The sequence below is a fragment of the Sphingopyxis macrogoltabida genome, from assembly GCF_001307295.1.
Taxonomy (GTDB): Bacteria; Pseudomonadota; Alphaproteobacteria; order Sphingomonadales; family Sphingomonadaceae; genus Sphingopyxis; species Sphingopyxis macrogoltabida_B.
Genome location: NZ_CP012700.1, coordinates 916,648 through 934,378, shown reverse-complemented (window position 1 = coordinate 934,378; position 17,731 = coordinate 916,648). Strand labels below are relative to the sequence as shown.

16 protein-coding genes are annotated in these 17,731 nt (G+C 65.5%); 2 read left to right on the top strand and 14 right to left on the bottom strand.

Features of this window, described 5'->3' with window-relative positions; genetic code table 11:
• Positions 1-24: 24 nt before the first annotated feature.
• Positions 25-795 carry an alpha/beta fold hydrolase gene (locus tag AN936_RS04305; protein ID WP_054587057.1) on the top strand — a complete coding sequence of 257 codons (771 nt, stop codon included), beginning with the start codon at positions 25-27 and terminating at the stop codon, positions 793-795.
• Here AN936_RS04305 and AN936_RS04300 read toward each other — a convergent pair.
• The 3 genes from AN936_RS04300 to AN936_RS04290 all read right to left on the bottom strand — a co-directional run bounded on the left by AN936_RS04300 (position 731) and on the right by AN936_RS04290 (position 5,057).
• On the bottom strand, positions 731-1,783 hold the full coding sequence (locus AN936_RS04300; protein WP_054587056.1) for an alpha/beta fold hydrolase: 1,053 nt from the start codon (positions 1,781-1,783) through the stop codon (positions 731-733). The genes AN936_RS04305 and AN936_RS04300 overlap by 65 nt on opposite strands.
• Before the next feature lie 82 nt (positions 1,784-1,865).
• On the bottom strand, positions 1,866-3,533 hold the full coding sequence (locus AN936_RS04295) for an MFS transporter (protein WP_054587055.1): 1,668 nt from the start codon (positions 3,531-3,533) through the stop codon (positions 1,866-1,868).
• Positions 3,534-3,647: 114 nt separating this feature from the next.
• A complete protein-coding gene (locus tag AN936_RS04290) occupies positions 3,648-5,057 on the bottom strand; it encodes a DEAD/DEAH box helicase (protein ID WP_054587054.1) in 1,410 nt (469 codons plus the stop codon).
• 308 nt (positions 5,058-5,365) lie between these two features.
• Here AN936_RS04290 and AN936_RS04285 point away from each other — a divergent pair, with 308 nt between their 5' ends.
• Positions 5,366-6,838 carry a glycerol kinase gene (locus AN936_RS04285; protein ID WP_054587053.1) on the top strand — a complete coding sequence of 491 codons (1,473 nt, stop codon included), beginning with the start codon at positions 5,366-5,368 and terminating at the stop codon, positions 6,836-6,838.
• A gap of 80 nt (positions 6,839-6,918) precedes the next feature.
• On the opposite strand, the gene rpmE is transcribed toward AN936_RS04285, so the two are convergent.
• The 11 genes from rpmE to tsf all read right to left on the bottom strand — a co-directional run bounded on the left by rpmE (position 6,919) and on the right by tsf (position 17,692).
• Complete coding sequence (gene rpmE, locus AN936_RS04280; RefSeq protein ID WP_054587052.1) at positions 6,919-7,146, bottom strand: 50S ribosomal protein L31; 228 nt, start codon at positions 7,144-7,146, stop codon at positions 6,919-6,921.
• Positions 7,147-7,355: 209 nt separating this feature from the next.
• Positions 7,356-7,835, bottom strand: coding sequence for a 3-hydroxyacyl-ACP dehydratase FabZ (fabZ, locus tag AN936_RS04275; RefSeq protein WP_084758169.1), 480 nt, complete (start codon positions 7,833-7,835; stop codon positions 7,356-7,358).
• Positions 7,836-7,840: 5 nt separating this feature from the next.
• Positions 7,841-8,530 carry an OmpH family outer membrane protein gene (locus AN936_RS04270; RefSeq protein ID WP_054587050.1) on the bottom strand — a complete coding sequence of 230 codons (690 nt, stop codon included), beginning with the start codon at positions 8,528-8,530 and terminating at the stop codon, positions 7,841-7,843.
• The gene (gene bamA, locus AN936_RS04265) at positions 8,530-11,232 is read right to left on the bottom strand and encodes an outer membrane protein assembly factor BamA (RefSeq protein ID WP_054587049.1); all 2,703 of its coding nucleotides are present in this window, start codon (positions 11,230-11,232) and stop codon (positions 8,530-8,532) included. Before bamA ends, AN936_RS04270 begins: the two co-directional genes overlap by 1 nt.
• Positions 11,233-11,304: 72 nt before the next feature.
• Positions 11,305-12,438 (bottom strand): RIP metalloprotease RseP, encoded by a 1,134-nt coding sequence (rseP, locus tag AN936_RS04260; protein ID WP_054587048.1) that lies wholly within the window; start codon positions 12,436-12,438, stop codon positions 11,305-11,307.
• Positions 12,431-13,594: a 1-deoxy-D-xylulose-5-phosphate reductoisomerase gene (locus AN936_RS04255; RefSeq protein ID WP_054587047.1), complete on the bottom strand. Its 1,164-nt coding sequence runs from the start codon at positions 13,592-13,594 to the stop codon at positions 12,431-12,433. Before AN936_RS04255 ends, rseP begins: the two co-directional genes overlap by 8 nt.
• Before the next feature lies 1 nt (position 13,595).
• Entirely contained in the window at positions 13,596-14,270 is a 675-nt protein-coding gene (locus AN936_RS04250) for a phosphatidate cytidylyltransferase (protein ID WP_054587046.1), read from the bottom strand.
• Between the two features lie 2 nt (positions 14,271-14,272).
• The gene (gene uppS / locus AN936_RS04245) at positions 14,273-14,986 is read right to left on the bottom strand and encodes a polyprenyl diphosphate synthase (RefSeq protein ID WP_054587045.1); all 714 of its coding nucleotides are present in this window, start codon (positions 14,984-14,986) and stop codon (positions 14,273-14,275) included.
• Between the two features lie 96 nt (positions 14,987-15,082).
• Entirely contained in the window at positions 15,083-15,637 is a 555-nt protein-coding gene (gene frr / locus AN936_RS04240) for a ribosome recycling factor (protein ID WP_054587044.1), read from the bottom strand.
• A gap of 23 nt (positions 15,638-15,660) precedes the next feature.
• Positions 15,661-16,383 (bottom strand): UMP kinase, encoded by a 723-nt coding sequence (gene pyrH, locus AN936_RS04235; protein WP_054587043.1) that lies wholly within the window; start codon positions 16,381-16,383, stop codon positions 15,661-15,663.
• A 382-nt stretch (positions 16,384-16,765) separates the two neighbouring features.
• Positions 16,766-17,692, bottom strand: coding sequence for a translation elongation factor Ts (tsf, locus tag AN936_RS04230; RefSeq protein ID WP_054587042.1), 927 nt, complete (start codon positions 17,690-17,692; stop codon positions 16,766-16,768).
• Positions 17,693-17,731 lie beyond the last annotated feature (39 nt).

Below are 17,731 nucleotides of genomic sequence, written 5' to 3'. Positions count from 1 at the left end.
CCGAAACATGCCAAGGCGGGCGCCATGACGAGGATCAGCGGGCGCCCCGCCATCAGCATGGAACATGTCTATGGCATGACGCTGCGCGTCGCGCGCTGGCACGTCGGCGAGGCGGGCACGCCCTTGTTGTTCCTGAACGGCATCGGCGCCGATATCGCCGCGGCGGCGCCGCTGCTCGCGCAGATCGCAGGGCGCGAGGTGTGGACGGTCGACATGCCCGGCGTCGGGGGATCGCCCGACGCGCTGCTGCCCTATGGCGCCCCGACGATGGCGGCGGTGGTCATGGAGATCGCCGGCCGGCTGGGGCACAAGGCGCTCGACGTCGCCGGCTTCAGTTGGGGCGGTGCGCTGGCGCAGCAGGTGGCGATCCAGTTTCCCGGCCGCGTCCGCCGCCTTGTCCTGATGGCGACGACCCCGACGGTGACCGCACCGGGGATCGGCTGGGCGGCGTTGCTCGACGAGGACATGCTCGCGAGCGGGCTCAAGCTGCCGACCGCGACCCCGCTCGGCCTCGCTTACCAGACGATGGCGATGGCGGGCTGGACCAGCGCGGCGATGCTGCCGCAGCTCAGGAACGTGCCGGTCCTCGTCCTCATGGGCGAGCGCGACGGCGTCGTCCCCGCGTGCCATGGACAGGCGATCACCGAACTGGTCGACGGCGCGCTACTCGAAGTCGTGCCGGGGTCGCACCTCTTCCCCTTTACCCACGCCGCCGCGACGGCCGAGCGGATCAGCGCGTTTCTGGATCGGGAACCGGTGAAGCAACCGCATTCGGGGCGGCAAGCCGCCGCCTGAGGAAATCGGCGATCGCGTTGGCGGTCGCATCGGGCGCTTCTTCCATCGGCAGATGCCCGATATCGTCGAGCAGCACGACCTCCGATCCCGCGATACGTTCGTGGAAGGTCTGGGCAGCGCTCGGGTTGATCAACCGGTCTTTCTTGCCGAACAGGATCAGCGTCGGCACCTTGATGGCGCCGATGCGGTCGGCCATCGCCGGCTCGCGGTCCAACGTCGCGCGGAGCGACGTCGCCTCGCGATTGCCGGGGAAACGCAGCAATTGCCAGTAACGATCGACCATCGCATCGTCGACGATGTCCTGCCGTTCGACCGACCCGCGCAGCGAGCTTTCGACCAGCGCGCGCGGCGTGATCTGTCCGGCGAGCCAGCGCCCGGCGGGATATTTGAGGATGCGGAAGCCGATGTTCGACGGCGGCGGCTTGTCGCCCTTGCGCGGCGGCATACCCGCGGCGTCGAGCAGCAGCAGCGCGTCGACCCGCGCCGGTTCGGCGAGCGCATAGCGCCACGCTACCCAGCCGCCCATCGAATTGCCGCCGAGGGTGAAACGATCGAGCCCGAGCTTCGCCGCGATCACATCGACCGCGGCGATCATGCCGTCGGCGCTATAATCGCGGTCGGGGGTGCCGCCGGTCAGCCCGTGTCCGGGCAGATCGAGCGTCACGATGCGATAACGGTCGCCGAGCCGCTGGACGAGCGGCTCCCAGGTGTGGAGGCTGCTGTTCGATCCGTGGAGCAGGACGACGACCGGCGCATCACGCGGCCCCTGATCGCGATAATGGATGCGCTGCCCCGCCGGCCCTGCGGCAAATTCGGAGGTCTCGCCGCCATATTTGGCGATCATTTCGTCGCGGTCGGTGTCGGGGGTCCGCAGCATCAGGAAGAGCAGGACGAGCGCGACAACCAGGCCGAGCGGGATGAGCACCCGCTTGCGGCGAAGCAAAGGGCGCCGCGGCGGCAGCGGCTCAAACTCGTCCTGGTCGATCATCGCGTCATCGTCCCCCAACGACCCGATGCAAACCTAGCCGCGCGGCGCGGCGGCCGTCAACGTCCGTGGTCCGTTTCCGACGCTATTGATGGATCGAACGGCGGAAGGTTTCCGGAAGGAACAGCAGACCGACGATCACCGTGATCACCGCGACCACCACCGGATACCAGAGACCGTAGTAGATATTGCCGGTCGCCGCGACCATCGCGAACGCCGTCGTCGGCAGGAAGCCGCCGAACCAGCCGTTGCCGATATGATAGGGCAGCGACATGGCGGTATAGCGGATGCGGCTGGGGAAAAGCTCGACCAGCAGCGCCGCGATCGGGCCGTAGACCATCGTCACGAGCAGGACGAGGTAGAAGAGGATCGCGACGACGAGCGGCTTGTTGATCGCCTTTGGATCGGCGGCGGCGGGATAGCCCGCCGCGGCGGTCGCGGCAGCCAGTTCCTCGCGAAAAACTTCGATCGCGCCGGCGCGTTCGCTTTCGGCGAGGCGCCATGGTTCGGGTGCGACCAGCACGCGGTCGCCGATCCGCACGTGCGCCGACTGCCCCGCCACGCGGGCGCGCGTGTGGCTCGTGTAGCTGACACCCGCCTTGGCCAGCGCCGATTTGGCGATGTCGCAGCCGGTGCTTTCGAACTTCTCCTTGCCCACCGGATCGAACTGGAACGCGCAGGCACCGGGATCGGCGGTGACCGAAACCGCGGCGCTCGTCTGTGCCTTCGCCATCGCCGGGTTGGCGGCGGCAGTCAGCATCTGGAAAGCCGGGAAATAGGTGATTGCGGCGAGCGCGCAGCCGGCAAGGATGATCGGCTTGCGGCCGACCTTGTCGCTGAGCCAGCCGAAAAAGATGAAGAAAGGCGTGCCGAGCGCCAGCGCAATCGCGATCAATATGTTCGCGGTCGCGCCGTCGACCTTCAGCGTCTTTTCGAGGAAAAAGAGCGCATAGAATTGCCCCGAATACCAGACGACCGCCTGCCCCGCGACCGCCCCGAACAGCGCGATGATCACCCATTTGAGGTTCGCCCAGCGCCCGAAGGCTTCGGTCAAGGGCGCCTTCGACGTCGTGCCCTCCTCCTTCATCTGCTTGAAGACCGGACTTTCCTCGAGCTGGAGGCGGATCCACAGCGAGACGCCGAGCAGGATCACCGAGATCAGGAACGGCAGGCGCCACCCCCAGTCGGCAAAGGCTTCCTCGCCGATCGCCGAGCGGATCGCGATGACGACGCCGAGCGCCGCGAACAGGCCGAGTGTCGCGGTGGTCTGGATGAAACTGGTGAACAGGCCGCGTTTACCCTCCGGCGCATGTTCGGCGACATAGGTCGCGGCGCCGCCATATTCGCCGCCGAGCGCAAGCCCCTGCACGAGACGCAGCAACACGAGGAGGATCGGCGCCGCGACGCCGATCGACGCATAGCTGGGCAGCATGCCGACGAGGAAGGTCGAAACCCCCATCAGGCCCATGGTGACGAGGAAGGTGTTCTTGCGGCCGACCAGATCGCCGATGCGGCCGAAGACGAGCGCCCCGAACGGGCGCACCGCAAAGCCCGCGGCAAAGGCCGCGAGCGCGAAGATGAAGCCCGTGGTTTCGTTGACGCCCGAAAAGAATTGCGCCGAGATGATCGTCGCGAGCAGGCCGTAGAGGTAGAAATCATACCATTCGAACACCGTGCCGAGAGAGGACGCAAGGATGACCTTGCGCTCGCTCTGCCGGGTGTCGGCCGCTACCGCTGCCTCGCCGTTCGTCATCCCCTGCCCCTTCCTGTCGTTGGTGGCGGGAAGGTAGACGGTGCGGACTCGGCGTCAATGGGCCAGATGCCGGATGCGAGGGCGTCCAAGCCGCCCTCGCATCAATTCGGCCGATCAGCCGACGCGCTTCACCGCGCCCTTGTGCGCGCCGACGCTCTTGTTGCGCGGGCGGAAGCGGCGCTTGCGCTGCGGCTGGCCGTCGGCCGTCACCGGACCGTCGCGGCGCGGACCACGATCGCCGCGCGGCTGGCCCCCGTCACGGTGCCCGGCGTCGCGCTGCCCGCCATCGCGCTGACGCAGCGCATCTTCGCGCTGGCGCTGCGGATTGCGGCCCTTGCTGCCGGTATCGCGCGGCGGCTGCGCCGGCTTCGGCAGGTTGCGCACCAACTCGTTGAAATTCTCGGGCAGCGGCATCGGTTCGGACTTGCTCCGCGTGACGCGTTCGATGTCGCGCATGTACGGACGCTCATCAGGCGCGATGAAGCTGATCGCCTTGCCCTCGGCGCCGGCGCGCGCGGTGCGGCCGATGCGGTGGACATATTGTTCGGGAACGTTCGGGATCTCGAAGTTGATCACATGGCTGACACCCGACACGTCGATACCGCGCGCAGCGATGTCGGTCGCGACGAGCAGCTTGATATCGCCCGATCGGAACGCCTGCAGCGCCTGGGTGCGCTGCGACTGGCTCTTGTTGCCGTGGATCGCCATCGCCTTGATCTTCGCGCCGGCGAGATGGCGCACGACGCGGTCGGCGCCATGCTTGGTGCGGGTGAAGATCAGGGCGCGGTCGATATCTTCGCTGGCGATGACCGAATGGAGCAGCGCCTGCTTTTCCTTCTGTTCGACGAAGGTCGAATATTGGCTGATCTTTTCGACGGTCGTCGCGGCGGGCGTCACCGATACGGTGACGGGGTCGTTAAGGAACTGGTCGGCAAGCCCGGCGATTTCCTTCGGCATCGTCGCCGAGAAGAACAGGTTCTGGCGGCGCGACGGCAGCAGTTTGGCGATACGGCGCAGCGAGTGGATGAAGCCCATGTCCATCATCTGGTCGGCTTCGTCGAGGACGAAGATTTCGACGTCGTCAAGACGCAGCGCGCGCTGGTCGATCAGGTCGAGCAGGCGGCCGGGGGTGGCGACGAGAATATCGACGCCGCTCGACAGGTCGCGAATCTGCTTGTTGATCGGCACGCCGCCGAACACGGTCGTCACCGATAATTTGGTGAAGCGGCCATAGTCGCGGCAGCTCTGCGCGATCTGCGCCGCGAGCTCGCGCGTCGGGGCGAGCACCAGCATCCGGCAACTACGCGGATTGGCGCGATGCGGATAGGTCAGCAGGTGATGGATCGAGGGCAGCGAGAAGCCCGCGGTCTTGCCGGTACCGGTCTGCGCGATGCCACACAGGTCACGGCCCTTCATCAGCGGCGGGATCGCCTGCGTCTGGATCGGGGTCGGCTGGGTATAATCCTTGGCGGCGAGCGCGCGATTGATGTCGGCGTGCAGGCCAAAGTCGTTAAAAGTCGTCATGTTCTACTCACAATGGGCGACGCGCACAGCGTCCGTTCGCATCGAACGGACGGCGCGCGGCCGCGGGTTCGAAACGACCCGCGTGAAAGGGTGCCTCTGGGGACAAAGCGCTGGTCCGGCTCGTCCCGCGCCTGAAACGGGCGGGAAAATCACGCTGCCGGTGGTTGCGGCGGATCGGTCCGCCATGCTGCGCTGCACCATCATATGGCACGGGTTGCGCGAAATTGCAAGATTATTGCGCTGGGCGGGATTGCCCCCCTTCCCCGTTCGTGCTGAATTTGCCGAAACACGAAGAATGGGAGGGCAGCATGGCCGAGAAGATCATCGTCATCGACGAGGGCACCACCTCGACCCGCACGATGCTTTTCGCCGCCGACGGCACCCCGCTCGGCAGTGCCCAGCGCGAGTTCCGACAGCACTATCCCGCCCCCGGCCGCGTCGAGCATGATGCCGCCGAAATATGGGACGCGACGCTCGCCTGCACGCGCGAGATGATCGCGCAGGCGGGCGGCGCGGCTGCGGTGGCGGCGATCGGCATCACCAACCAGCGCGAAACGGTCGTGTTCTGGGACCGCAATACCGGCGAACCGCTCGCGCCCGCCATCGTCTGGCAGGATCGCCGCACCGCGGCCGACTGCACCGCGCTCAAGGATGCGGGGCATGAAAAGGCCGTGCAGGAAAAAAGCGGCCTCCTGCTCGATCCCTATTTTTCCGGCAGCAAAATCGGCTGGGCGCTGAAGCATTGGCCGCAGCTCGAAGAGGCCGGCGACCGGCTCGCGGTCGGCACGATCGAATCCTATCTCGTCTACCGGCTGACCGGCGGGGTGCACGTCACCGATGCGAGCAACGCGTCGCGCACGCTGTTGATGGATATCAACGGGAATGGCGGCTGGGACGCCGGCCTTTGCGACTTGCTTGGCGTTCCGATGCGGCTGCTGCCCGAGATCGCCGGCTGCACCGCGACGGTCGGCACGACCGACCCGGCGCTGTTCGGCGGCGCGATCCCGATCACGGGCATGGCGGGCGACCAGCAGGCGGCGACGATCGGGCAGGCGTGTCTCGCGCCGGGGCAGACCAAGGCGACCTTCGGGACCGGCGCCTTCATCCTGTCGGCGAGCGGCACCGAACGGCCGCACTCGAACAACCGCCTGCTCGCGACGGTGCTGGTGCAGGAAGGCGATGTCCGCTCCTACGCCCTCGAAGGATCGGTGTTCGTCGCCGGCAGCCTGATCAAATGGCTCCGCGACGGGCTCGGCCTGCTCGCCAGCGCGGGTGAGAGCGAGGGGCTGGCGCGGTCGATCGAGGACAATGGCGGGGTCTATCTGGTCCCGGCCCTGACCGGCCTCGGTGCCCCGCACTGGCGGCCCGACGCGCTGGGCGCGATATCGGGGCTAAGTTTCGCCAGCGGCAAGGCGCATGTCGCACGGGCAGCGCTCGAGGCGCAGGCCTATCAGGCACACGACCTTAAATCGGCCTTCGCCGCCGACGGGGTCGACTGGGCCGAACTGCGCATCGACGGCGGCATGGCCGCGAACGACTGGATGGCACAGGATCTGGCCGATATGCTGGATCTGGTGGTCGAGCGGCCGGGCTTCGTCGAGAGCACGGCGCTGGGTGCCGCGATGCTCGCGGCGACCGGCGCAGGGATTTATCCCGACCTCGCGAGCGCGGCGGCCGCGATGCGCGGCACCGCGACGCGCTTCACCCCCGCGCTCGATGCCGCAAAACGCAAAACGCGCCTCGCCGGGTGGCAAAGCGCGCTTGCAAAGGTTCTTTCATAACGTCGTCCCATCGAAAGCTGGGACCGCGATCGTTCTGAAGTACCGCCAGCGATCCCAGCTTTCGCTGGGATGACGGGCTTTTAACGCTTGAGGGTGAGACCACCGAAGCGCTTGTTGAACTTCGCAACCTGACCGCCCGCGTCGAGCATGCGGCCCGTGCCGCCGGTCCATGCCGGGTGCGCCGTCGGGTCGATTTCGAGCGTCATCACGTCGCCCTCTTTGCCCCAGGTCGAGCGCGTCTGATATTCGGTGCCATCGGTCATCTTGACCGTGATGGTGTGATAGTCGGGGTGAATGTCTTTTTTCATCTCTTGGCTCCTGTGCCACTGGTTTCCGACCAGCGGCTGAGTCGATGCTGTCCCCGCTATGGGGCCCGCGAAGCGGTGGCCCCTAACGGCGAATGGTGGAAAATGCAACACCTTCCCCGCGTCACCACGGACTTGATCCGGGGTCCACGGCTTCGGCGCGGCAATGGATCCCGGATCAAGTCCGGGATGACGAAGAAGGGACGTCTTGCTTAGTCGCCGGGCGGATCGGCGATCATGGCGGTGAACTGGCATTCGGTCGCCAGTTGTCCGCCGAGCATCGCCTTGCCTTCGAACTTGCAGATATTCCGCTTGGCCTGAAGGATGGTGACGTGAAGGTCGAGCAGGACGCCGGGTTCGACCGGTTTCCTGAACTTCACGCCGTCGATGCCCATGAAATAGACGAGCTTGCCCGAACCGCCGAGGCCGAGCGATTCGACCGCGAGGATACCGCCGGCCTGCGCCAGCGCCTCGACGATGAGGACGCCGGGCATGATCGGCCGGCCGGGGAAATGGCCCTGAAAAAAGGGCTCGTTCATCGTCACTGCCTTGACCGCGTGGATCGAGGTGTCCTTCACCATCGATTCCACCCGGTCGACGAGCAGCATCGGATAACGATGCGGCAGCAGCGTCAGGATCCGGCGGATATCCAACGGACCCAGTGCCCCCGCGTCCTTTTCCCCGTCAGCCACCAGGATCAGCGCGTCGTCGGCGGCGTGCCGGTCGCCGGCGCGGCGGGAGCAGGCGTGCCCTGTGCGGCGCGCGCGGCGTCCATCAGCTGCTGGTTGCGCTGCTGGACGAGCTGGCCGGGCTGGTAGCCGGCCGGCGCCGCGGTCGACACGCTGGGCAGGATGCGGTTGAGTTCGGTCACCACCGCGTCGGTGATGTCGACATTATTCTCGCGTGCCAGCACCGCGTCGGGGTTGAGCAGCAGGTCGACCTTCTTCGCGGTCATCGCCGCCTTGATCGCTTCGTTCATGCGAACGCTGATCTGGTCCTCGACATAGGCGATTGCGAGATCCACCGGTGCGCTGATCTTGGCGAGTTCGGTCTGCGCAGCCTGACGCTTGTCCTGCACGGCCTTGGCGGCCGCCTGCAGCGCAGCCTGATTCTGCGGCGTCTTCTTCGCTTCTTCGTTATATTTGGCGATCAAGACGTTAATTTCGGCCTGCAGCGTCTGGCCGCGCGACTGCTGCTGATCGATCTGCGCCTTGTAGGTGGTCTCGATCTGCTGCGTGGCGGTCTGGAAGGCGGCCGAGCGCGCGGCGGCGGCACGGACGTCGGCGACGGCAACCGCCTTTGCCTGCGCGAAGGCGGGAGCCGATACGACGGGCGAAACCGACAGCGCGGCAAAGGCCAGCGCCGAAGCGACAAAAATTTTCTTCATCAGAATTGGGTTCCTACGTTGAATGAGAAGCGTTTGGTATCATCGCCCTCTTCTTTGCGAAGGGCGTAAGCGAAGTCGATCCGGAAGGGACCGAAAGGCGAGTTCCAGTTGACACCGGCACCGATCGAGACGCGCGGCATCCAGCTATCGCCGAAATAACGTTCCTCGAACGGGGAGAGGTTGGAGGTCGTCCCGGTCGGACAGCTGCTGTACGACCCCTGCGGGATCGCCGGGGTCGCAGCGTTGTTGTCATGATCGACCAGAGCCTGCGTACCAAAGCTGATCGCGCCGGTGGTGCCGTTGCGGCAAAGATTCTTGGTGAGACCGTCGGACGGATCCTTGAAGTCGGCGAGCGTGGTGAGGTCGGGGCGCTTCACCCCGAAGACCGAACCGACGTCGAGGAAGACTGACGGCCGCAAGCCCAGTTCCTTGGCCCCGGTGCCGAGCGGAATGTCGATCTCGAGCCGCCCCTGATAATAGGCGCGGCCGCCGAGCGCGTCGTCGATGCGCTGTTTGGTCGTCGTGTCGAGGATCGGGTTCGCCGGATCGGTCACGTCGACCGACGCATAGCGGATGACGCGCGGGCCGACGCCGCGAATGTCGAAGCCGCGCATCTGCGGTTCGCCGAGGAAGAAGCGGTCGGTCAGGCGGACCTTGTCGCTCGTCGGGGTCGGGCGCCCGCCGAGCGGGTAGATATAACCGCCCTCGGCCGAAACATTGAGGATGAAGCGGCTGCCGAGGTTGAAGTGCTTGCTCGCCGCGGCGCGGGTACGGACATATTTGACGCTGCCGCCGAGGCCGGCGAAATCCTGGCTGAGCGACAGCGACTGGCCGCGCGTCGGGCGCAGACGGTTGTCGCGGTCGTCATAGGCGATGGTGAAGCCGAGCAGCGACGTCGTGCGCTTGCCGATCGCGTCGCAGAGGTAACGGCCGGCGACCAGCGGGTCGCACTCGTCGCGGAAATAATAGAGATTCTTGTCGAGCGACACATCGTCGAAGTTCAGGCTGTAACGCGTGAAGAACGACAGGAATTCGGTGAGCGGCACACCGGCGTTGATCTGGAAGCCCGTCGTCGACTGTTCGAACGTCGTACGGCGATCGCTGCCGATGAAGTTGAACGAGTTGAGATCGCGGCGATAGACGGTGCCGCCGATCGAGATGTTGCGGTCGAACAGATAGGGCTCGGTAAAGCCGAGTTCGACCGACTTCGAATAGCTCGAATAGTTGACCGACGCCTGCAACTGCTGGCCGAGGCCGCGAAAGTTGCGCTGGCGGATCGATCCCTGCAGCAGGAAATTCTCGATCGACGAGAAACCGGCCGACAGCGACAGTTCGCCGGTCGGCTTTTCCTCGACATTGGTTTCGAGGATGATGCGGTCGGGGGCGCTGCCTTCCTTGCGCTCGATCTCCAGATTTTCCTGGAAATAGCCGAGGCTGTTGATGCGGTTCTCGGTCCGCTTAACGCCGAAGCTGTTGAACGCGTCGCCTTCGTTCAGGCGAAACTCGCGGCGAACGACCTTATCGTGGGTCAGCGTGTTGCCGTTGACGTCGATGCGCTCGACATAAGTACGCGGGCTTTCGGCGACGTTGAAGGTGATCCCCATCGTCCGCGTTTCGGGATCGCGGCGAAACTCGGGGCTGATGTCGGCAAAGGCGTAACCGAACAGACCGGCGGTCTCGCTCAGGCTTTCGACGGTGTCCTCGACCAGCTTGGCGTCGTACCAGTCGTCCTTCTTCATCGGCAGCAGCGTCTTCAGCGTTTCCGGCCGGAAATCGCGGATTTCGCTCTTCACGTCGACATCGCCGAACTTGTAGCGCTCGCCTTCCTCGACGACATAGGTGATGATGAAGTCCTGCTTGTTGCTGGTCAGCTCGGCGACCGCCGAAATGACGCGGAAGTCGGCATAGCCGTTCTGCAGGTAGAAAAGGCGCAGCTTTTGCTGGTCATAGGCGAGGCGATCGGGGTCGTAGCTGGTGTTCGACGACAGGATCGTCAGCAGGCCCGATTCCTTCGTCGCCATCTCGTCGCGAAGGTCACCGTCGCTGAACTTCTCGTTGCCGATGATGTTGATCTGGCGGACCTTCGACTTTGGACCTTCATTGATTTCGAAGACGACATCGACACGGTTCTGGTCGAGCGACACCATCTTCGGCTCGACGGTCGCGGCGAAGCGGCCCTGGCGCTTGTAGAGTTCGATGATGCGCGCAACGTCGGCGCGGACTTTCGACCGGGTAAAGATCTGGCGCGGCGCGAGCTTGATCTCGGGGCGGATCTTGTCTTCCTTCAGGCGCTTGTTGCCCTCCAGAATGACGCGGTTGATCACGGGGTTTTCGGTGACCTGGATTGTCAGCGCACCGGCATTGTCGGTGATCTGGAAATCCTTGAAGAGTTCGGTCGCGGCAAGGTCCTTGAGCGCCTGGTCGAGTACCGACCGGTCATAGGGCTGGCCGACGCGCAGGCGCAGGTATGACAGGATCGTCTGCGCCTCAAGCCGCTGGTTGCCGGTGACCGTGATCGACTGGACGGTCGTCGCCGACGGCACAGCCTCGGGCGCGGGGGGTGCCGGGACGGTCGGCACGGTAGCCGGCGGTGCAGCTTCCTGCGCCATGAGCGGCGCGACGGGAGCCAGCATCGTTCCTGCCATGAGGAGTGCCGACAGCTGCATCCGCGCCGAAATTTTGTGTGAAGCCACGCTGTTCATCCCGCAAAAATAACCCACAAGCGGCGAACGCCCTTTTTCGGCAGTTCGCGCGCACTCCCTGCCCCAGTCCGGCTATCCAATCAAGCGGGCGATCCGGTCCCACAGGCCGAATGAGCCCAAATCATTGAAAGTCACGACCAGCATCAGCGTCACGACCGCCGCAAAGCCGAATCGGAACGCCCATTCCTGCACCTTGGCGGGCGCGGGACGTCGCCTGATCGCCTCATATCCGTAAAAAAGCAAATGACCGCCATCGAGCATGGGCAATGGCAACAGGTTTATGAACCCCAGATTGATGGAGATCAGCGCGATCAGGAAGATCAGCGACGCAATCCCGAGGCTCGCGGCCTCACCCGACACCTTCGCGATGTTGAGCGGCCCGCTCAGATCCTTGACCGACCGGTTGCCGGTCAGAAGCTGGCCCAGCACTTCGCCCGTCTGCCGGACGATCTGCGCGGTCTGCTTGAGCCCGATCAACGGCGCCTCGACGAGCGACACCTTCTCGAACACCACCTCGCCCGCGGCGATGCCGATGACGCCGCGTTCGAAGCTGTTGCCGAACCGGTCCTGCTCCTTCACCAGCCGCGGGGTCAGGCGCAGCGTCTCTTCGGCGCCGCCGCGTTCGATCCGCACGTCCATGGCCTCGCCGGGGCGGTGCGCGACCGCCATCGGAATATCGGTAAAGACGTCCATGGCGCGGCCGTCGATCGAGACGATACGATCGCCCTCGCGAATACCCGCGGCGGCGGCGGCCGAACCCTCCATCACCGAGCCCGCGACGGGCGGCGTGGTCGGCGTGCCGCCGATCCACGCGAAACCGGCGAGGATCAGGATCGCGAACAGGAAATTGGTCACCGGCCCCGCGAGGACGATCAGGGTGCGTTTCCACACCGGCTGGGCGGGAAAGCTGTGCGAGCGCTCGGCTTCGGGCAGCTTTTCCCATTCGGCGTCGGGCTGGCTGACCGCGTCGCGGTCGCCCGCGAACTGGACATAGCCGCCAAGCGGCAGCCAGCCGATCTTCCATTCGGTGCCGCGCTTGTCGGTCCACGCGAGGATCTTGCGGCCGAAGCCGATCGAGAAGGTATCGGCCTTCACGCCGCACCAGCGCCCGACGATATAATGCCCATATTCGTGCACGAAGACGAGCGGGCCGAGCACCAGCAGGAAGGCCAGAATCGTGAAAGGAATGCCGGGGGCTTCAAGCATGTTCGTAATGGTCCACAAAATGCTGCGCAGCCGCGCGTGATGCGGCGTCGACGCTGAATATGTCGTGAAGCGATACCGGCATCGGCGGCGCTTCGGCGTCGATCACCCGGCGCACTGTGTCGACGATGGCGGGAAAGGAAATGCGGCCGGCGAGGAACGCGGCGACCGCCACCTCGTTCGCGGCGTTGAGTTGCGCCGGGCGCGCGCCGCCCTCGGCGATCGCGGCGCGGCACAGCGCGGTCGCGGGGAAGCGTATTTCGTCGGGCGCCTCGAAATCGAGCCGCGAGATCGTCGCTAGGTCGAGCGGCGCGCACGGCGTCGCCATCCGTTCCGGCCAGGCAAGAGCGCTCGCGATCGGGATGCGCATGTCGGGCGAACCAAGCTGTGCCAGCGTCGAGCAGTCGATATATTCGACGAGGCTGTGGATCACCGACTGCGGGTGGACAAGAATCTCGATGCGGTCGAGGCCGACCGGGAACAGATGATAAGCCTCGATGAGTTCGAGGCCCTTGTTCATCATCGTTGCCGAATCGACGCTGATCTTGGCGCCCATCGACCAATTGGGATGCGCAACCGCCTGCGCCGGCGTGACGCGCGCCATGTCGGCGGCGCTCATGGTGCGGAACGGACCGCCGCTCGCGGTCAGGATGATCCGGCGGACCTGATCGATCTTGCCGCCCGCAAGGCACTGGAAGATCGCATTATGCTCGCTGTCGACCGGCAGCAGCGTCGAACCCGAGGCGCGCGCCGCCGCGGTCATCAATTCGCCCGCCGAAACGAGCGCCTCCTTATTCGCCAGCGCGACATCGGTGCCCGCCTCGATCGCCGCCATCGTCGGCGCGAGGCCGGCGCAGCCGACGATCGCCGCCATGACAAGGTCGGCGGGGCGCTTTGCCGCTTCGACCAGCGCTTCGGCGCCGGCACTCGCTTCGATCCCCGTCCCGGCCAGCGCCTCCTGGAGCTCGGCATGGCGCGCCTCGTCGGCGATCACCGCGACATCGGGCCGGAATTCCTTCGCCAGCTTTGCCAGCTCGGCGACGTCGCTGTTCGCGGTCAGCACGCCGATCTGCCACGCCTCGCCATCGCGCCGGACAAGGTCGAGGGTCGATTGGCCGACCGATCCGGTGGCGCCGAACAGCGAGAGGCGCCGCGCCATGTCAGCCGGCCGCGCGCACGGCGATCTGGCCCGCAACAGCGAGGCCGCCGAGGATCAACGCAACCGGAAGCAGGCCGTCGACGCGGTCGAACAGACCGCCATGGCCCGGAATCAGCTTGCCCGAATCCTTGACCCCGGCGCGGCGCTTCATCCAGCTTTGCGCCAGATCGCCAAGCTGCGCGGCGAGCCCCATGAACAAGCCGATCCACAGCGGCACGCCGATGATGCCGCCACGGTCGCCGATCGTCGCGCTGGCGACGAGCGCAGCGATCATGCCGCCGATCAGCCCCGACCAGGTCTTCGACGGGCTGATCGTCGGCGCAAGACGCGCGCCGCCAAAGGCGCGGCCGGCGAAATAGGCACCGATGTCGGTCGCCCATACCATGCCGAACACCCACAGCGCCGCCGTGACGCCCAGATGGTCGCGAATATACCAGAGCCCGGCCATCGATCCCGCGACGAGCAGCGGACCGAGCAGCAGCAATATCTTCTTCGTCCCGCCGGGAACCGCCATCACGCGGACGAGCGCGAACCATTCGACGAGCACGAGCGCGCCGCCGACCAGCAGCAGCAGGCCGAAGGCGATGCCACCGAACCACAGCGCCGTCCCCGCGATCGCGAACATCACGATCGCCGATCCGATCCGCACCCACAGGTCCGATTTGCCAGATGCCATGCTCATAATCCCCCGTAACGACGATCGCGCCGCGCAAACTGGTCGAGCGCCGCCTTCAGGTCGGCGGGCTTGAAATCCGGCCACAATGTGTCGGTAAAGTAAAGTTCGGCGTAGGCCGACTGCCAGAGCAGGAAATTCGACAGCCGGACCTCGCCCGACGTGCGGATGAGCAGATCGAGCGGTGGCATGTCGGCGGTGTCGAGATGCGCGGCGATACTATCCTCGGTAATCAGCCCCTCCGCCGCTGCCGCGGTCGCGGCGCGCACCAGTTCGTCCTGCGCGCCGTAATTGAGCGCCACCGCCAGTGTCGTGCGCTTGTTGCCCGACGTGCGCTCGAGCGCATTGTCGATCAGCGCGACAACATCGGGGGCGAGCGCGCGCCAATTGCCGATCACTTTCAGCTTCACGTCATTGGCGGCGAATTCGTCGAGGTCGGAGAGGATGAAGCGCTTCATCAGCCCCATCAGGTCGCTGACTTCCTCTTCGGGCCGCTTCCAGTTTTCGGAACTGAAAGCATAGAGCGTCATCGCCTCGATGCCGAGATCGCCGGCGGCGCGGACGATCGTGCGCACCGCCTCGACGCCCGCCTTGTGACCGGCGACGCGGGGCAGCAGGCGCTTCTTCGCCCAGCGACCGTTGCCATCCATGATGATGGCGACATGGCGCGCACCGTGATCCGAAACACTCACAGGAAGAACCTCAAAATCCGTTCGCATCGAGCGAAGTCGAGATGCCCCTCGGCCCGGCTCCAGTCCGATGGGTGTCTCGACTTCGCTCGACACGAGCGGAGGAGAGATTAGCGCCCAAAAGCACTAGCCCAGGATTTCCTTTTCCTTGGCGGTCGCGGCGGCGTCGAGTTCTGCGATCGTTGCGTCGGTCAGCTTCTGGACATCGGTTTCGGCGCGCTTGCGCTCGTCCTCGCTGATTTCCTTCTTATTCTCGTCGGCCTTCAGATTGTCCATGCCGTCGCGGCGGACGTTGCGCACCGCAACGCGGGCCTTTTCGGCATATTGGCCAGCGAGCTTCGACAGCTCCTTGCGGCGCTCCTGCGTCATTTCGGGGATCGGCAGGCGCAGCGTCTGGCCATCGACGATCGGGTTGAGCCCGAGGCCCGCCGAGCGGATCGCCTTGTCGACCGGGCCGACGTTCGACTTGTCCCACACCTGCACCGACAGCATGCGCGGTTCGGGCGCGCTGACCGAGGCGACCTGGTTGAGCGGCATGTGGCTGCCATAAACCTCGACCGTCACGGGATCGAGCAGCGCGGTGTGCGCGCGGCCGGTACGCAGACCCGCGAGGTCGTGCTTCAGCGATTCGACCGCGCCGTGCATGCGGCGTTCGAGGTCGGCCTTGTCATATTTCGCCATCTGTCTTTCCTCTCTTGATTCTTTCAGGCCGCGTCGCCGACGACGGTAGAAACGCCCTCGCCCGCCAGCACGCGCGCCAGATTGCCCGGCTCGCGGATGTTGAACACGACGATCGGGATATGGTTGTCGCGGCACAGCGCCACCGCGCTTGCGTCCATCACCTTCAAATTGTCGGCGAGCACACGATCGTAGCTCAGCGTATCGTAGCGCACCGCGGAGACATCCTTCTTCGGATCGGCATTATAAACGCCGTCGACGCTGGTACCCTTGAGCAAGGCGTCGCACTTCATTTCGGCGGCGCGGAGCGCGGCACCGCTGTCGGTGGTGAAATAAGGGGCTCCGACACCGGCGGCGAAGATCACCACGCGGCCCTTTTCCATATGGCGTTCGGCGCGGCGGCGGATGACGGGTTCGCACACCTTGTCCATCTCGATCGCCGACTGGACGCGCGTTTCGACGCCAAGCTGCTCGAGCGCATTCTGCATCGCCAGCGCGTTCATCACCGTCGCCAGCATGCCCATATAATCGGCCTGCGCGCGGTCCATGCCTTTCGCCGCCCCGGCCATGCCGCGGAAGATGTTGCCGCCGCCGATAACAAGGCAGATTTCGAGGCCGCTTTCCTTCGCCTGCTTGACCTCCGCCGCCATGCTCGCGACCGTTTCAGGGTCGATGCCGAAAGGACTGGAGCCCATCAGCGCCTCGCCCGACAGCTTGAGCAATATGCGTTTCAGGCCGGGCAATGCCATGATCGGGGGAACCTCTTGTAAACAGCAGATACGCGAATGGCGCGCACCCTAGAGCCAGTCCCAGCCAATTGGAAGTATCGGGATCGGCGTGAGAAGCGCTTCGGGTAGGAGGAGCGCGCAGCGCGGGCCGGTAGCCCATGCAAGCGATCCGACGCCCTCCGAAGCGCTTCTCACGCCGACCGCGAAGCGGCGGGCCGAATTTGCTCCATCGCTTCGTTGCTCGTCGGTCACGATGGCATTCCATCGCTCCCTCCTCGCGCCTAGCGCTGGAGCAAATTCGGCTCCGTCACGACACTTCCAATTGGCTGGGACTGGCTCTTCAGGCGCGCGCCATTGCCAAGCGGACTGCGGCGCCTGACGCGCAGCAATCCGGTTCTTCTTTTTAGACGCCGGCGGCCGCCGCGACTTCCGCCGCGAAGTCGCTTTCTTCCTTCTCGATGCCTTCGCCGAGCTGGAAGCGGACGAAGCCCTTCAGCGTGATCGTCGCGCCGACATCCTTGCCGGCGGCGGCGACGACTTCGGCGACCGGGGTCTTGCCGTCCATCACGAAGAGCTGCGACAGCAGCGCATTTTCCTTGCGGTACTTGGCGATCGCACCGTCGACCATCTTGCCGACGATCTCGGCGGGCTTGCCCGACTGGGCGGCCTTTTCCTCGGCGATCGCGCGTTCGCGCGCAACGAGGTCGGCGTCGAGATCGTCGCCGTTCAGCGCCAGCGGGTTGGCGGCGGCGACGTGCATCGCGAGCTGCTTGCCGAGCGGTTCAAGAACATCGGCACCGGCGGTCGATTCGAGCGCGACGAGCACGCCGATCTTGCCCATGCCGGGCGCGGCGGCGTTGTGGACATAGCCCGTGACGACGCCCGAGTTCACCGAAGCGATCGCGCTGCGGCGCAGCGACTGGTTTTCACCGATCGTCGCGATGTTGCTGGTCAGCTTCTCGGCGACGGTGCCGCCGGTCGGATAGGGTGCGGCGTTAAGCGCGTCGATGTCGGTGATGCTGCCGGCAAGCGCGACCTGCGTCACGTCGCGGACGAATTCCTGGAACTGCTCGTTCTTGCCGACGAAGTCGGTTTCGCTGTTCACTTCGACGAGCGCACCCTTGGTGCCGTCGGTGGCAAAGCCGACAAGACCTTCGGCGGCGACGCGGCCGGCCTTCTTGGCAGCGGCGGCGAGCCCCTTGGTGCGCAGCCAGTCGATCGACGCTTCGATATCGCCGTTGTTTTCGGCGAGCGCCTTTTTACAGTCCATCATGCCTGCGCCCGTGCGGTCGCGCAGTTCCTTGACGAGAGCGGCCGTAATCTCAGCCATGGGAAAATCCTTTCAAAAGGGGCGAGCCCATCTGGCCCG

What these genes read in the sequence shown, in the direction of transcription:
- AN936_RS04305 (WP_054587057.1), top strand. Translation starts at nt 25, where the DNA reads ATGACGAGGATCAGCGGGCGCCCCGCCATCAGCATGGAACATGTCTAT.
- AN936_RS04300 (WP_054587056.1), bottom strand. Translation starts at nt 1,783, where the DNA reads ATGATCGACCAGGACGAGTTTGAGCCGCTGCCGCCGCGGCGCCCTTTG.
- AN936_RS04295 (WP_054587055.1), bottom strand. Translation starts at nt 3,533, where the DNA reads ATGACGAACGGCGAGGCAGCGGTAGCGGCCGACACCCGGCAGAGCGAG.
- AN936_RS04290 (WP_054587054.1), bottom strand. Translation starts at nt 5,057, where the DNA reads ATGACGACTTTTAACGACTTTGGCCTGCACGCCGACATCAATCGCGCG.
- AN936_RS04285 (WP_054587053.1), top strand. Translation starts at nt 5,366, where the DNA reads ATGGCCGAGAAGATCATCGTCATCGACGAGGGCACCACCTCGACCCGC.
- rpmE (WP_054587052.1), bottom strand. Translation starts at nt 7,146, where the DNA reads ATGAAAAAAGACATTCACCCCGACTATCACACCATCACGGTCAAGATG.
- AN936_RS04270 (WP_054587050.1), bottom strand. Translation starts at nt 8,530, where the DNA reads ATGAAGAAAATTTTTGTCGCTTCGGCGCTGGCCTTTGCCGCGCTGTCG.
- bamA (WP_054587049.1), bottom strand. Translation starts at nt 11,232, where the DNA reads ATGAACAGCGTGGCTTCACACAAAATTTCGGCGCGGATGCAGCTGTCG.
- rseP (WP_054587048.1), bottom strand. Translation starts at nt 12,438, where the DNA reads ATGCTTGAAGCCCCCGGCATTCCTTTCACGATTCTGGCCTTCCTGCTG.
- AN936_RS04255 (WP_054587047.1), bottom strand. Translation starts at nt 13,594, where the DNA reads ATGGCGCGGCGCCTCTCGCTGTTCGGCGCCACCGGATCGGTCGGCCAA.
- AN936_RS04250 (WP_054587046.1), bottom strand. Translation starts at nt 14,270, where the DNA reads ATGGCATCTGGCAAATCGGACCTGTGGGTGCGGATCGGATCGGCGATC.
- uppS (WP_054587045.1), bottom strand. Translation starts at nt 14,986, where the DNA reads ATGCGAACGGATTTTGAGGTTCTTCCTGTGAGTGTTTCGGATCACGGT.
- frr (WP_054587044.1), bottom strand. Translation starts at nt 15,637, where the DNA reads ATGGCGAAATATGACAAGGCCGACCTCGAACGCCGCATGCACGGCGCG.
- pyrH (WP_054587043.1), bottom strand. Translation starts at nt 16,383, where the DNA reads ATGGCATTGCCCGGCCTGAAACGCATATTGCTCAAGCTGTCGGGCGAG.
- tsf (WP_054587042.1), bottom strand. Translation starts at nt 17,692, where the DNA reads ATGGCTGAGATTACGGCCGCTCTCGTCAAGGAACTGCGCGACCGCACG.